We start from the raw sequence: 15,501 nt of genomic DNA, 5'->3' as shown, positions 1-15,501 counted from the left end.
CGAAAGCGAAGCGTCAGCGGCAAAGCGAGTAGCCTGGAACGGAGATCACCTTCATTTGACTTAGGAGTGTTCACAAACAGTCCCTTGACCATTTAGTTTTTCAACACTATGAAGTCACTTATATAAGTGGCTTTTTTAATGAGGAGGTACATGTAAAGTTAAAATACACAAATTGATCTTATAAAACAGAAAAAGGACTAGGGCAGTAATTACTCATCATTTTGATTCCTCGATTGCTCCTCTCTATTAAAAACAGCATTGAAATAGCTATAATTGAATTAATCTATTGTGATATGTCACTTAAAGTTTTTTTTAGAGCATTCCAAAACCTTTGCAAATAAAGTGTCTAGACAATTAGTAAAAAAAGTAATAGCTTTCAAACCACAAGTACAATAAAGTTTTGATGCTTCCAATAGTGTGTATTGTAGCCATTCTTGTCCATTGACTTTCCAATGGGCTACACCTAAAACCAAAGAAATCTGTATTTATCCGAGTGCTTGGTCGCCTGAAGTCGCCTATTTATGAATCAACAATTAAGACCCACCATCACGGAGTGGTCTCTTATAAATCATTTAATTAACTCCGTTAGTTCAATAACATCCACAGAATTATAGCATGGTAAGACCTAACGTATCACAATAATGACTGCAATAGAAAGAGTAGAAATGGGAGACTACAAATTATAGTTTACAGACTCTATAAGATAGAACAACTTGTTTTTTAGACAAGTCACTCTTTAAATTATTTATTAATCTATCTTTTTGTTTGTTAAATTAGTTCTCCACTCATTCGTTGGTGTAAGATAACTAATTATCCTCTCATCGATTAAATCCCTAGTTTATTTTCATATGTTTTTCTATAAGGTTTAGGAAGTTCTTCTTTTAGCCAACTTTCCTTTGTTCCTTTCCATATTTCAAAAAGGGTAACCTCATTTGGATTATCTATATCATCTGAAAGAACGGCACTTACAAAAGCTGGTTCATGTTCCATCGCTCTCATATTAGCAGATAATAGTTCTTTGAATTCTTCCTTTTTTTCCACTTTTAATTCTAAATATTATATAGAGAATTACGTTTTCTTTATTATTACTCATCAATATCCTCCAACTTAATAATTTTAGATTTATCATCTAAAAAATCATATCATGTTGTAGGCATTGTAACCATGATATTGAACATGTTTTTCATTTAATGTAATGTTGATCTATTTAGTTATTCTACACAGTTATCCATCCATGAAGCGCAAAAAATTGGCCCTTCACTACAGAAAATGAAAGTTTATTACGTTCTTTATGGGAGTTTAAGAATACCTCATTTAAAATTTATATGGATAACTATTTCCATTTACCATTTCAGCCAATTATCTATCGATGGTCTTCATATTGATTGTGGAAGGCTATCTCTTTCATTATGTATAGAAGATATTTTGGAACTTGTTGAAGACAGATAATTAATATTGTTTATCTGTTTTTATATAAAATAACGGAAATTGTATGATTTGTATTTTGTTTAGTATTTGTTGAGTAAGATGATGTAATCTACAAATATAGTTACCTAGTTTGGTGATTATAAAGGGGGGTTACAATTGGAAAAATTATTAATTATTTGTTGGTACATACTAACGGGAATTGCAATAGTATTGTATATACTTATACCTACTTCTTATAAATTTGGCCTTATATTATTTATTGGGATTTGTGCTATTTCATTCCATCGTCAATACAAAGTGAACTAGTATGGTAGACAAAAAACATATGAAGCTCATTAAGCGTGCTACACAGACTTATCGGGGAAAAATAGAAAAGATACGTGGAATTACAAGAAAAACATATGAAGTGAGAAAGAGAACAGATAACTAATTTTGGTTGTCTGTTTTTTGTACAAATAAAAAATATCGGGCTCAAAATTATTTCAGTACCTAGGCACTTTCTTGATAACTAATATTTTGTGATTTTAAGTATATCTTTGCCAACTTCTTAGCGATATATTTGCCAACACAGTAATACCAACCCTTTCAAGCTACTTGGTTTTAATACCCACTCCAATTAAAAGTGTTTTATTGATTTAAATTGAATTTATCTATAACTTTTGGCATTATTTTGATTATTTTTTTACTTTTGGCATATGTATGCTATTTACAATAAGAACTAGTAAGTTCATCGTCCATGAATGCGGATCTAATTGCACCACCCGCTGTCTCGTAGAGCATTAATGAATACGACTGCATAGTTGTTCATAAGCTGAAAAAGCCTGCATCGGCATTGTTTGCCAGGCTACAGGCTTTTTATGACAATATTCCTTTAACAAACGATGAGACACTGTACTTGTAGAATTCTTCCTCGGTAACGAGTTGGGACTGATATTGCTGGTGAATCAGCTCGCTCATCTGAAAGCCATAGCAAGTCGAGAGAAAAGACATGGCGGCAAGACATGCATCCTGTCCTGCTATAATTTTTTTCTTCTGCAGGCGTTCAAAATATTCAACCAGCAAAGAATGCAGCTTCACAGGCGGCTCGGCCAGCACTCTGTCTAATTCAGGAAGCATTCCTTTGTCGCGGATGCCAATCAAAATAATATCCGCATTTTTATGGAAAAACAAGCGGTACTGTTGGCTTACATTCAGCAAATCAACTTCTGGATTATCGGTCGCTTCCTCCTTTAACAGCTTCTCAAATTGTGGGATATTCGAATGCCTTTCAATGATGGCTTCCAGTATGCCTTGCTTGCTCCCAAAATGCCGAAAAATTGTAGATTCGTTGACTTTAGCTTCCGTTGCAATAGTTTTGGTGCTTACTCCCCGATAGCCATTCTTTTTTATGAGCCGTGTCGCGGCTTCAATAATTCTGTCTGAAGTATGCATTGTATTACTCCCTTTGCATATGTTTAACCTATTATACTACAAGTTTTGCATATGCAGTAGGGATCGGGGTTCATCATTTTGGTAAATTTATTTAAGGAAAATCGCTCCTTTTTTCCCAGCGGCTTGATTCCGTAATCTTGACATGATCAGGCACCAATTGAGTGAGTGTGCCTAATTTATCGAACGTAATCTGGATTCGGTCAGAGGGCAACAGCCATTGTTCAGTCTCGATTGCACAGCAATCTGGTATCGTCCCCATACCTATAATTGTACCTGGGAGCGGCGTAAAAACTTTGAGAACCTCCTCCATCACTTTTGCAGGTTGCACGGAATACTCGGATGTGTTCCCCTTCCAGTGCAGTCTCTCTCCGATACGTACATCCACATCCAGTGAAAGCGGGTCATCGATCTCATCCGGCGTAACCAAAAATGGCCCTATTCCTTTGCTGTAATCAAAATCTTTGCACCGCGTTGGTCCGGTCAGCGCCTGGAAATCAGGCCACTGCACATCGCGGGCAGTACTGTCGTTAAAAATAACATAACCTGCAATGCAGTTCCCCTTCCCTGTAACAAAGGCCAGCTCCGGCTCGATATCCAGGTAGGAGGAGTACGAAGGCCAATGAATCGTAGCCCCATCACCAATCAATGCATTATGGTTACACTTGTAATAACTGAAAGTTACTTTATTTGAATCTCCCTGGAATTTTTCGGCAATTTTTCGTTTAAGCTCCTCTCTTTCCGGCCCTTTGTATTCTCTTTGCATCAGATTTACGCCAGCATTTCTCAGATGTCTTGGCGTCAATCCAAAATCAATAAGCGCAGCCGGATTCGGAACCGGTGGCAGCAGTTTTACCGCTGCAATCGGGAAAATTTCATTTTCATTGAATTGATGCGGATTTCCAACAGCATATTGCATTAATTCCTTAGAGGCGGAATAACTTGCTGGTAAATGTTTAAGATAACTGTCCATACTTTGTAGACTGTCAACGAATGTCCCCTTCTTTTTCATAATTGCTGCAAAAGACACGACAAACTTCTCGTTAATGACAATCCCAAACAAAGGTTTCTGCGATGTCTTAGTGTGAAAGGTTACTAGCTTCATTTTGTAGCTCCTCCATCCATGTAGTGTGATGTTGTTCAGTTAATATCATATTGCATAAAGAGAATGCATGCAAGTACTCGCTTGTATTTTTGTTTTCCGTGCTCTATGATAAAGATATAGTCAGTATGACTAGTCTCTTAAAAACATATATGCAAAGGAGAATTGTTATGAAGTATAAAAGTATTATCCAAAAACCTCGGGTTAAATTTTTTGAAGTCGCAGATGGCGTCTTTGCCGGTATTTCGCCATATCGTGGCATCAGTTGGGCCAATGCCGGGTTTATCAACAAAGGTGAAGGCCTAGTGTATGACACGTTCTTCGATTTGTTCCATGCACGAGAAATGCGAGATGCTTTTAAGGAAGTAAGCAATGGCGGCTCTCCCACCTATGTAGTGAACTCGCACTATAATAGCGACCATGCTTGGGGGAATAAAGTCTTTGAAGAAGCTTGCATTATTATGCACAAGGAGGCGGCTAGAGAGCGTCTTACCGAAAATATCGCCTGGATGGATAGCGTCATCAGAAGAGGGAAGGATTCTCCGAAATCGACTCAAGGAGAACGGTTTTTTGCAGCAGAATTTGAAGGATTCAACCTAGAAGGCGTAGAATGGGTGCACCCGAATATTGAGATAAAGGACGATATCAACATACGTCTTGGCGATACTGAAGTTATGATTTACAATGTAGCTCCTGCCCACTCTGACAGTGACTTGCTGTTGTGGATGCCAAAAGAAAAAGTGCTGTTCGCCGGTGATGTCGTATTTAACGGTTGTACGGCATACAGTGAAGAAGGAACCCTCAACTGGATTAAAGTTCTTGATCGTATTATTGATGACATTAAACCTGAAATCGTTGTTCCAGGACATGGCGCTATATGCGGCCTGGACTTCGTGAAGGAGCAGAGAGACTACCTCTTGAACTTGATCAGTGAGTTCAACAAGCATTACAATGACGAGATTGATTCCTTGTCCCTGACTAAGCAAATCGATATTTCTCGCTTCCTTCATTGGATTCAGCCAGAACGTTTGTATGTTACGGTAGATATCCTCTTAAAAAGCAAACGAGGGTTGCCATCTCTTCCAAATTGGAACGAGGTGCCTGCAAAGCTAGAAGACATGAAAGCCTTTCTGAACGAGAAATATGGAGATCGAATCAAGCCATGGGACCCTATGAGCGTGTGGCAAGAATAGCGTATCAACCTGCAGAAGTTATAGGATTCGTACATCTCTTACCACAAATAATACTAGGAAGTATCTACCTGTCTCGCTGTTAAGACTTTCTATAAAGCTTGAAGATTTTTCTGATTACGCAGCAATTACCAGTATCATTAAGATTACAGGAGGAAACTATAGGCTTACACAGAGACTTTTCACTCAGATTGAAAGAATACTTGAAATTAATCATCTTAATACTATTACTACAGAAGTTGTTGAAGCAGCACGAGATAGTTTAGTTATCGGAATTAAATATAAAAAAGCTATCCAAAGAAGATAGCTTTTTTAATTTAAAATGCAAAATCACTAGCCCATTACCAATTAAGGTAACAGGCTTAAAGTTGGATTGACTTTAAACACATACAGTCATTTAACTAAAGAGGACAAACAAGATGCAATTGAATTACTTAATAAAATTTTGTAATTTGGTCGCTTTTTGGTCGCCTGTGGTTTTTAGAGCATTCCAAAGCCTTTGCAAATAAAGGGTCTAGACAATTAGTAAAAAAAGTAATAATATTTGCATCATATTCTTTAATAATAATTATTATATTCTGAAAAAGGTGATGTGTATGGAATTCTCAAAAAAACTACAGCAACTCCCAACTCAATTTTTTGCAGCACTTGTGCAAAAAGTAAATGCTGCCTTGGCAGAAGGGCGCGATGTGATTAATCTTGGTCAGGGAAATCCTGATCAACCTACTCCTCCACATATTATTAAGGCTCTACAGGAGGCAGCTGAAAATCCCCTTAATCATAAATATCCACCGTTTCGTGGCATTGCTGAATTACGCCAGGCTGCAGCCGATTTCTACAAACGTGAATACAATGTAGACATTAATCCCGACACAGAAGTGGCTATTCTCGGTGGCACAAAAATCGGTCTTGTTGAACTACCTTTAGCCATATTAAATCCTGGGGATACGATGCTATTACCCGACCCCGGCTATCCCGATTACTTATCAGGCGTCGTATTAGGGGATGTAAATTATGAAGTACTGCCTCTTTTTGCAGAGAATGGCTTCCTCCCTGATTACGCAGCCTTATCTGATGATATAAAAGAAAAGGCGAAACTTTTATATTTGAATTACCCAAATAATCCAACTGGTGGTACTGCAACAATTGAATTTTTCGAGGAAACGGTTCGCTTTGCAAAAGAGCATAATATCATCGTTTCGCATGATTTTGCCTATGGAGCAATTGGATTTGATGGAAACAAGCCTGTTAGCTTCCTACAGGCAGATGGTGCTAAGGATGTTGGAATTGAAATGTATACACTATCCAAAACATACAATATGGCAGGCTGGCGCATCGGTTTTGCAGTTGGGAATGCAGATATTATTGCTGCCATTAATCTAATACAAGATCACCTATTTTGCAGTCAATTCCCTGCTGTACAACAAGCAGCAGCCATTGCACTCTCAGCACCACAGGAATGTGCAGACGAGCTCAGAGCTACTTATGAACGTAGGCGAAATGTCTTAATCGAAGAGGCTCAGCGTATTGGCTGGCATGTAACTGCACCCAAGGGCTCTTTTTTTGCATGGCTCCCTGTTCCAGTAGGCTATACAAGTGAGCAATTTGCAGATCTCTTGCTCGACAAAGCAGATATTGCTGTAGCAGCAGGAAATGGCTTTGGACAATATGGCGAGGGCTATGTCCGTGTTGGCTTACTTGTAAGCGAAGAACGTTTACGTGAAGCAATAAGTCGAATCGAGCAATTAAATTTATTTAACTTCTTTCAGTAGAAGTCTCCCACCTCTATAGGTAGTGATCTGAATGAATTTAAGCTACTTTTCAGAGGTGTCCAAACACCCGCTGAAATAGAGGAACTCAGGCTAAGATCTTCACATCCTGTGAAAACGCCTGAGTGACCAACATCGTGTTGACCCAAAGCCTCTGGCGGATGTCACGGAATCGAAAAGAAGTTAATAAAGGATGTTAGCCTAAAATCATCGCATCCATGCGATAACGGCTAACTGACCTGCTTCATGCAGGCCTAAGCACAAAGCCGATTCCGGACGCAATTATGCCGAGGCATAATTGATATAAACAAATTCCAAAAAAACTGTTCTACAGCAATGCCATAGAACAGTTTTTTCATTTCTCGATCTTTCTTGGACTCTGTAAATCTTTTTCTAAAGGATAAAATTGAACATGTCCTGTTTCATCATCAAATTGGCGAATATGCTGAATGCCCTGTACCTCAGCTAAAACGATATCGGCTGTAATTACAATATTTCCACCCTTTATCAAATGCCCTCCCGATACTTGACCCCATTGATCACTCATTGATCCATGAAGATGCGTCTCATATTCTCCATCACGTTTACACACAACACCAGCACCTTGAATAAATTCAAGGGGTCCCTCTTTTTTAACTACTTCACTGAAACCGACATTAATTTTAGAGGTCTCATCTGGTACTAAATATACAAAACTACTTTTTTGAAAACTGCCAATACAGCTAACAATGGTAGCCGACTCAATATCGTTCTCTTGACAGATTGCTTCTATCCCCTCGATAATATCAGTCCCCATTAAAATACGAGCACTAATCACTTTTCCAAATGCTCCAACTCCGTAATTTACTCTTATAGGCATCTCTACACCCCTTTTTGCTTCAAAGTTTTTTATCATAACCAATTACACCCCAACGTCTAGCTAGCTCTAAAAGCTTCTACTCAAAATCCGTAGGGGGCTCTCACTTGATTCAGCGGATGCAAAAACAAAAAACCATTCATCTCTTCACATATTTGCTAAATCAAAATAAATAAAAAATAAAATAATTATTGACTAATAATAACCTATAATTTATATTAGTTCTATCGGATTTATAAAAATACTATATATCTCTTATCAAGAGTAGCTGAGGGACTGGCCCTATGAAGCTCGGCAACCTCCTTTTTAAAGGAAGGTGCTAAATCCTGCAAACGATTGTCGTTTGATAGATAAGAGAGGACGTTTTTTCATGAGCCTCTCTTAGTTTATAAGAGAGTTTTTTTATTTTTAAAAACCGATAAAACAAACTTTGGAGGTCATATTCATGAAGAAACGAAACAAATTTTTATTAGGCATAGCAGGTCTTACATTAGCAGCTGCATTAGTAGGCTGCGGTACAAAAGAAGATAGTAAAGGTGACCAAGGTAAGGCTATTGATGAAAATAAAATCGTAGTAGGGGTTACTTCTGGTCCACATGAACAAATTGCAGAGGTTGCGGCAAAAGTTGCAAAGGAAAAAGGCTTGGAAGTAGAGCTTAAATCCTTCTCTGACTATGTTTTACCTAATACTTCATTAGCTGAAGGCGATCTTGATGCAAACAGCTATCAGCACGAGCCTTTCTTAGATACTTTTAATAAAGATCATGATACAGACTTAGTACCAGTAGGAAAAACTATTCTGAATCCAATGGGTGTTTACTCTGAAAAATATAAATCTTTTGATGAAATACCAGACGGAGCAACATTTGGTTTACCAAACGATCCAACAAACGGTGCCCGTGCACTATTTGTTTTACAAGAAGCTGGCTATATTAAATTAAAAGAAGGTACTGGCCTAACAGCATCTATCCGTGATGTTGAAGAAAACAAGAAAAATTTAAAATTCATAGAGTTAGAGGCTGCACAAATTCCAAAGCAGCTTAGTGAGGTTGATGTAGCTGCTATTAATACAAACTTTGCGCTTGATGCTGGCATTAATCCTAAAGAAGATTCTATCCTTTTAGAATCTACTGACTCTCCTTATGTAAACTATATCGTAGTACGTGCCGAAAATGAGAATGATCCAACGATTAAAAAATTCGTTGAAGCTTATCAATCTGATGAAGTACGCAAATTTATTGAAGATGAATTTAAGGGTTCTGTAATTGCAAGCTGGTAAGTACTAAAAATAGACTTCGATAAAGTGGTTATTTTCCCCATCTTCCACTGATTATTCGTTGAAACAATTGGGCTTATACAGGTTATTAAGATCCCTACTTAGAATTTTTTGTTCTTGAAAAGGGGATTATACAGCACGTTAAGCGGGATAAAATAGAGAATCTGCTAGAATCCTTTGGGAAAGCGAGCAGATTCTTGCTTTTTAGAAAGGAGACATCCATATGATTCGGTTAGAAAATATATCCAAAGAATTTAAAACAAAAAAAGGTATTGTCAGAGCAGTGGATGGGATTAACCTTCATGTTAAAAAAGGTGAAATTCATGGGGTCATTGGCTATAGTGGTGCAGGTAAAAGTACACTTATTCGCTGTGTCAACCTATTGGAGCGTCCAACAGCAGGAAAAGTTTGGATCAATAATGTGGATATTACTTCCCTTTCCCTAAATGATCTTCGAAAGACCCGTCAAAAGATCGGGATGATCTTCCAGCATTTTAATCTCTTAAAAACTGCGACCGTTTATAACAATATTGCTATCCCATTAAAGCTTCTTGGCTATAACGATGTCGAAGTAAAAAATCGTGTGGCGAAATACGCTGAAATTGTTGGTTTAACAGAAAAATTAGAAAGCTTTCCAAGTCAGCTTTCAGGAGGTCAAAAACAACGAGTTGCTATTGCCCGTGCATTAGCACAGGAACCCGAAATCTTACTAAGTGATGAAGCGACTAGTGCACTTGATCCAGAAACAACAGAAGCCATTCTTGAGCTTTTATTGAAAATTAATCGTGAGCTAGGCATTACTATTTTACTTATTACGCATGAAATGAATGTCATACAAAAAATCTGCGATGATGTATCTGTTCTTGAAGCAGGGAAAGTTGTGGAATACGGCTCTGCTATTGATCTTTTTGCGAAGCCTCAGCACCCAACAACGCGAAAGTTCTTGAACACGATTTCACAGCGTAATCTATCCCCTTCTCTTATCCAGCAGCTCAATGTTTCAGGGAGTGTTATTCGTCTAACATTTCTCGGAGAAAGTACTGGAAAACCGTTACTGACAGAGGTCAGCAAAGTATACGATGTTCAGCCAAATATTTTAACTGCCAATATTATTGAATTAAAAAATGGCATCGTCGGAAATATCGTCGTTCATTTAAATGGTGAGGCGCATATTGTACAAAAGGCATTAACGTATTTCACAGAAAATGGAGTAGCCGTAGAGGAATTAGGAGGCGAACAAAATGAATAGTATTCAAGGCTTCTTTACAGATTGGTCAGATGTTATTGGAAAATCAATTATCGAAACCTTCCAAATGGTCGGAATATCTTTATTCTTTTCCATAGTCATTGGAATTCCATTAGGGCTCTTAATTGTTTTAACACGTCCTGGTCAATCTTTTGAAAATAAATTTCTTTATCAATTTTTTAATTTATTCATTAATATAATTCGCTCCGTCCCATTTATCATTTTACTCTTCTTTATTTTACCGTTTACAAAGCTAATTGTTGGGACAACGATTGGTGTGAAAGGTGTGATTGTACCACTTGTTGTTTATACGGCACCTTATATCGCACGACTGATGGAGACAGCACTATTAGAAGTGGACCCAGGTGTTGTAGAGGCTTATACAGCAATGGGCATTAAACGCCGTCATATTATCTGGAATGTTTTATTACGCGAGGCTCGCCCTTCTATCATTTTAGGCTTAACCATTGCCACAATTGGTCTTATTGGAGCAACAGCAATGGCAGGAATGGTTGGTGCGGGTGGTTTAGGTGATCTTGCCTACCGTTATGGTCATTTACGCTATGAGGTCGATGTTATGTATGCGACCGTATTTATTTTAATCATTCTTGTTCAGAGTATTCAATCTATTGGCAATCGGTTTGCAGCAAAACTTAAGAAGGATTAAGGAGGAGCACTGTGACAAATGAAATTTATGTAGAGAAAAATGGTTATATAGCAACTTTAGTGATAAATCGTCCTGAGAAACGTAACTCTTTATCAAGGGCAATGTTTCAGGCTATTTTGAATGAGCTTCATCATTTAAGCTCTGACCCTTCTATCAAACTTTTAATTGTCCGTGGCGTAAATGAGGTTGCCTTTTCTTCAGGGGCAGATATTAGTGAGTTTTTAGATATTCGTTATGCAGCTGACAACGCAAAGGCATACAATGATTTGGCATTAAGGGCAATTGATGCACTCTATAAATTTCCGCACCCAACCATTGCTATGATACAGGGTTTAGCAATTGGTGGTGGCTTAGAAATAGCAAATGCCTGCGATTTTAGAATTGCTACACCCAAAAGTAAATTAGGCATCACTGCCGCAAACATCGGCATCGTCTATAATCTTGAAAGTACAAAGCGTCTTATCAATATTGTTGGAGTTGCCAAGGCGAAAGAAATTTTATACACAGCAAACATTTTTACAGCTGAAGAAGGAAAAAGTATTGGCTTGATTACTGCCCTACATGAGCCAGAGGATATCGAAAATGCCACACAGCAATTCGCTGAGCATCTCTTAAGTAAATCTTCTGTTGCCAATGCCGGCATTAAAAAAATTATACAAGCTATTGTAGATGGTGAAAATGAAGAAAATGATGTGTTAGCTCAAATCATTCTTAATTCCTTTAGCTCAGATGATTATAACGAAGGCATACAGGCATTTTTAAACAAAAGAAAGCCCATTTTTAATAAATAAGTGAGGTAGTAACAATGACAAAGACAACTGATGGAGACCTGCTATTAAAAAATATAACCTCCCAAGCGCCCTTCCCCATTTGCTTTGCTGATTTAGAGAAGGCTGTAGCAGAAAAAATTGAAGCTGGACCTTTTGGCTACATACGTTCAGGTGCTGGTGGCGAACAAACATTGCGCAATAATCGTGCAGCATTTGAAAAGTATTCCATAGTACCTCGCTTCTTAAATGATGTTTCAAATATTGATACTTCGATTAATCTTTTCGGAAAAACATATCCAACGCCATTTCTATTTGCCCCTGTTGGCATGAATAAAATGGCACATGATGATGGGGAGCTTGCAGTTGTCCGTGCTGCTCAACAATTAAAAATACCCTATATACAAAGCACAGTTTCTAGCCATGCACTTGAGGATGTTGCACAAGCTGCCCCTACCGCTACAAAATGGTTTCAGTTATATTGGTCTACCAATGAGGAAATTGCTTATAGTATGGCCGCTCGTGCAGAGTCTGCTGGCTTTGAAGCAATCGTCCTCACAGTCGATACAGTTATGCTTGGCTGGCGCGAAGAAGATGTTCGCAACCAATTTTCTCCTTTAAAGCTAGGCTATGCAAGAGGAAACTACATCAATGATCCCGTGTTTATGGCTTCTCTGCCAGATGAATCATTTGAATCCTACGTCCAAGGTGTACTTCAAAATGTTTTCCACCCTACCTTAAGCTGGGAAAATGTACGTGAATTAAAGCGTCGATCTAATCTTCCTATCCTATTAAAAGGTATTCTACATCCTGAAGATGCAAAGCTAGCTATAGACAATGGTATAGACGGTATTATCGTTTCAAATCATGGAGGTCGCCAACTGGATGGCGTAGTAGGATCACTTGATGCACTTCCAGCGATAGTAAAAGTGGTGAATGGACAAATTCCTATTATTTTAGATAGTGGCGTGTATCGTGGCATGGATGCCCTAAAAGCGCTTGCTTTAGGAGCAGATGCAGTAGCAATCGGCCGTCCTTTTGTCTATGGACTGGCGCTAGACGGACAGAATGGCGTCGAAAAAGTCATGACGAACCTATACGATGAATTGAAAGTTTCCATTGCATTAGCAGGAGCAACCTCTATTCCAGCACTACGAAATATTACTTTAGTGAAAAAAGATGGAGTCGATGAAAAATGAATCGAGCATTACAAGGCTTAAAGGTTGTTGATCTATCGCAGGTGCTTGCCGGTCCATACTGCACAATGGTATTAGCAGATATGGGAGCTGAAGTCGTTAAAATTGAGAAGTATCCCCATGGAGACGACACACGTACGATGGGCCCCTTTATTAATGAAGAAAGCCATATGTACATGATGGTTAATCGCAATAAAAAAGGTGTTTGCTTGAATTTAAAAACACCAGAGGGATTAGAGCTTTTTAAAGAGCTTATCCAATCGGTAGATGTGCTTGTGGAAAATTATCGACCTGGCGTCACTAAAAAGTTAGGAATTGATTATGCAGCATTAAAAGATATTAACCCTGGTCTCATTTATTGCTCCATTTCCGGTTATGGTCAAACAGGTCCTTATAGTCAAAAGGGCGGCTACGATATTATGGCGCAAGGTCTTAGTGGCTTAATGCATATGACTGGTGAAGTAGATGGCAGACCAGTAAAGGTAGGCTTTGCTGTAAATGATATTGCCGCTGCTCAAACAGCATTACAATCTATTTTAATGGCCTATATTTACAAACTACGTAGCGGTGAAGGACAATATATTGATGTTTCCTTAGTAGAATCTGGACTTGCATGGACAGTTTGGGAGGCGGCAGCTTACTTTGGGCAAGGTCAGCTACCTGAGCGAACAGGTACTGCGCATCGTGTTTCCGCACCTTATCAGGGTTTTAAAACGCAGGATGACTATATTTTAGTGGGTGCAGGCAATCAAAAGCTATGGGAGATTTTTGCCGCGAAAGTCGTCAATCGACCAGATTGGCTGAGTAATCCACTGTTCGCATCAAACTACTTACGAGCTCAGAATGTTAAAGCATTGGAAGAAGAAATCGAAAGTGAATTGGTCAAGCATAAAGCTGCATATTGGCTTCAGCTTTTAGATGAATATGGTGTACCATCTAGCCCAATCTATTCCTACGATCAAACATTGAATGATCCTCATATTTTGGAGCGCGGTATGGTCCTATCCTATGAGCATCCAACCGCTGGGTCAATGCGTACACTAGGCTTCCCAGCGAAATTTTCTCAAACCCCTGGACAGCTAACAAATGCCGCCCCAACATTAGGGCAACATAATGAAGAGATTTTGAAATCATTGCATGTGACAGATGAACACATAAAACAGCTAAAAGCCACGAATATCATTCATTCAAAATAGAGCTTATGTGATTCAACCCAGTTTATCCGTTAATTTGAACGTTCTATCTGTTGATTTAGTCTAGCTATCCATCACTTAGAGTGTTCTATCCTTCTATACGTAATAAAAGGGCTGCCTCACTAAGAGACAACCCTTTTTTTATTGAATTACACCTAGTTCGCGACCTACTTTTTCATAAATTGCGAGTGCATCATCTAGCATTTCTTTTGTATGAGCCGCTGTAGGCATATTACGAACACGACCTGTACCCTTTGCAACCGTTGGGAAAACGATTGATTTCGCATAAACACCTTCTTCAAATAAGCGTCGAGAAAACTCCTGCGTCAGCTTTTCATCGCCAATAATACATGGAGTTATTGGTGTTTCGGATTCTCCAATATTAAAGCCTAACTTGGCAAGCCCTGCTTTTAAATAATCGCCATTTTCCCAAAGTTTATCGTGGAGCTCAGTGGAGTCAATTAACATTTGAACTGCTGCCGTAATCGCTGCAACATCGCCAGGTGGTAGTGCTGTTGAGAATAAAAATGGACGTGAGCGTACCTTTAGCCAGTCAATTAAATTTTTCTTACCAGCGACATATCCACCAACAACGCCAATTGCTTTAGAAAGTGTACCAATTTGGAAGTCGATTTCTTTCTCTAAACCAAAGTGCTTCACTGTACCTTTTCCTTTACCTGTTACACCTGAGCCATGAGCATCATCCACATACGTAATTAAATCAAATTCCTTTGCAATCTCAACAATTTCCGGCAATTTAGCAATATCACCATCCATGGAGAAAACACCATCAGTAATGACCATAACTTTATTGTATAATCCAGATTCTTTCGCTGCTTTTGCCTTCGCACGTAAATCATCCATATCAGAGTGATTAAACGCGATGATTTTCGCCTTTGATAAACGGCATCCATCAATAATAGAAGCATGATTCAATTGATCCGAAAGAATCGCATCATTTTTATCCATTACAGCTGAAATCGCTGCCATATTACAGTTAAAGCCTGATTGATAGGAAATAGCTGCTTCTGTTCCTTTAAATTCAGCAAGCTTTTCCTCTAATTTAACGTGTAGATCAAGCGTACCATTTATAGTACGAACAGCACCTGCTCCGACACCATATTTATCAATAGTCTCTTTGGCAATACGCTTCAATTCTTCATTTGTTGCTAAGCCAAGGTAGTTGTTTGAGGATAAGTTAATAAGATTTTTGCCACGCACCTGAATAACAGGTCCATTGGCTCCCTCTACTGGATCAATCTCGTTGTATAAGCCTTGGTCTCTCAAGTCTTGTAGGTTTTCATCTAAAAATGCATTTAATACTTTTGACAAGCGTATCATCCTTTCCTAGGAAAACTGTTCTAGCTCCTAGTGTAGCATAAG

At 38.5% G+C, this 15,501-nt stretch carries 13 protein-coding genes, 1 pseudogene and 1 riboswitch; of the genes and pseudogenes, 9 read left to right on the top strand and 5 right to left on the bottom strand.

Annotated features, from left to right (window positions below):
• Positions 1–825: 825 nt before the first annotated feature.
• The 3 genes from AC3WOM_RS19785 to AC3WOM_RS19775 all read right to left on the bottom strand — a co-directional run bounded on the left by AC3WOM_RS19785 (position 826) and on the right by AC3WOM_RS19775 (position 3,961).
• On the bottom strand, positions 826–1,041 hold the full coding sequence (locus AC3WOM_RS19785) for a putative quinol monooxygenase (RefSeq protein WP_492448071.1): 216 nt from the start codon (positions 1,039–1,041) through the stop codon (positions 826–828).
• 1,242 nt (positions 1,042–2,283) lie between these two features.
• Complete coding sequence (locus AC3WOM_RS19780) at positions 2,284–2,859, bottom strand: TetR/AcrR family transcriptional regulator (RefSeq protein WP_427549252.1); 576 nt, start codon at positions 2,857–2,859, stop codon at positions 2,284–2,286.
• Between the two features lie 91 nt (positions 2,860–2,950).
• Positions 2,951–3,961, bottom strand: coding sequence for a fumarylacetoacetate hydrolase family protein (locus AC3WOM_RS19775; RefSeq protein WP_427549254.1), 1,011 nt, complete (start codon positions 3,959–3,961; stop codon positions 2,951–2,953).
• A gap of 167 nt (positions 3,962–4,128) precedes the next feature.
• Here AC3WOM_RS19775 and AC3WOM_RS19770 point away from each other — a divergent pair, with 167 nt between their 5' ends.
• The 3 genes and pseudogenes from AC3WOM_RS19770 to AC3WOM_RS19760 all read left to right on the top strand — a co-directional run bounded on the left by AC3WOM_RS19770 (position 4,129) and on the right by AC3WOM_RS19760 (position 6,920).
• Complete coding sequence (locus tag AC3WOM_RS19770; RefSeq protein ID WP_492448070.1) at positions 4,129–5,151, top strand: MBL fold metallo-hydrolase; 1,023 nt, start codon at positions 4,129–4,131, stop codon at positions 5,149–5,151.
• Positions 5,152–5,230: 79 nt separating this feature from the next.
• A pseudogene (locus AC3WOM_RS19765) lies at positions 5,231–5,455 on the top strand (hypothetical protein); the annotation flags it as partial.
• A gap of 289 nt (positions 5,456–5,744) precedes the next feature.
• Complete coding sequence (locus AC3WOM_RS19760; RefSeq protein WP_492448069.1) at positions 5,745–6,920, top strand: pyridoxal phosphate-dependent aminotransferase; 1,176 nt, start codon at positions 5,745–5,747, stop codon at positions 6,918–6,920.
• Positions 6,921–7,272: 352 nt separating this feature from the next.
• Here AC3WOM_RS19760 and AC3WOM_RS19755 read toward each other — a convergent pair whose 3' ends face one another.
• Positions 7,273–7,776: a PPC domain-containing DNA-binding protein gene (locus AC3WOM_RS19755; protein ID WP_492448068.1), complete on the bottom strand. Its 504-nt coding sequence runs from the start codon at positions 7,774–7,776 to the stop codon at positions 7,273–7,275.
• Between the two features lie 249 nt (positions 7,777–8,025).
• Positions 8,026–8,130: riboswitch (SAM riboswitch) on the top strand.
• Between the two features lie 88 nt (positions 8,131–8,218).
• Here AC3WOM_RS19755 and AC3WOM_RS19750 point away from each other — a divergent pair.
• The 6 genes from AC3WOM_RS19750 (at position 8,219) to AC3WOM_RS19725 (ending at position 14,121) form a co-directional block, all read left to right on the top strand.
• Positions 8,219–9,052, top strand: a complete 834-nt coding sequence (locus AC3WOM_RS19750; RefSeq protein WP_492448067.1) for a MetQ/NlpA family ABC transporter substrate-binding protein — start codon at positions 8,219–8,221, stop codon at positions 9,050–9,052.
• 220 nt (positions 9,053–9,272) lie between these two features.
• Positions 9,273–10,298, top strand: coding sequence for a methionine ABC transporter ATP-binding protein (locus tag AC3WOM_RS19745; protein ID WP_492448066.1), 1,026 nt, complete (start codon positions 9,273–9,275; stop codon positions 10,296–10,298).
• The gene (locus tag AC3WOM_RS19740) at positions 10,291–10,962 is read left to right on the top strand and encodes a methionine ABC transporter permease (RefSeq protein WP_427549903.1); all 672 of its coding nucleotides are present in this window, start codon (positions 10,291–10,293) and stop codon (positions 10,960–10,962) included. Before AC3WOM_RS19745 ends, AC3WOM_RS19740 begins: the two co-directional genes overlap by 8 nt.
• 11 nt (positions 10,963–10,973) lie before the next feature.
• On the top strand, positions 10,974–11,753 hold the full coding sequence (locus AC3WOM_RS19735) for an enoyl-CoA hydratase/isomerase family protein (RefSeq protein WP_427549905.1): 780 nt from the start codon (positions 10,974–10,976) through the stop codon (positions 11,751–11,753).
• Between the two features lie 14 nt (positions 11,754–11,767).
• Entirely contained in the window at positions 11,768–12,928 is a 1,161-nt protein-coding gene (locus AC3WOM_RS19730) for an alpha-hydroxy acid oxidase (RefSeq protein ID WP_492448065.1), read from the top strand.
• Positions 12,925–14,121 (top strand): CaiB/BaiF CoA transferase family protein, encoded by a 1,197-nt coding sequence (locus AC3WOM_RS19725; protein WP_492448064.1) that lies wholly within the window; start codon positions 12,925–12,927, stop codon positions 14,119–14,121. The genes AC3WOM_RS19730 and AC3WOM_RS19725 overlap by 4 nt, the downstream gene beginning before the upstream one ends.
• Positions 14,122–14,259: 138 nt before the next feature.
• Here the strand turns inward: AC3WOM_RS19725 and AC3WOM_RS19720 are convergent, their stop codons facing one another.
• A complete protein-coding gene (locus tag AC3WOM_RS19720) occupies positions 14,260–15,459 on the bottom strand; it encodes a glycine C-acetyltransferase (protein WP_427549911.1) in 1,200 nt (399 codons plus the stop codon).
• Positions 15,460–15,501 lie beyond the last annotated feature (42 nt).

The sequence above is a fragment of the Lysinibacillus sp. FW301-JW8 genome, assembly GCF_058788755.1.
Note: the sequence above shows the minus strand (reverse complement) of the source record. Positions and strands in the feature narration are given on the sequence as shown.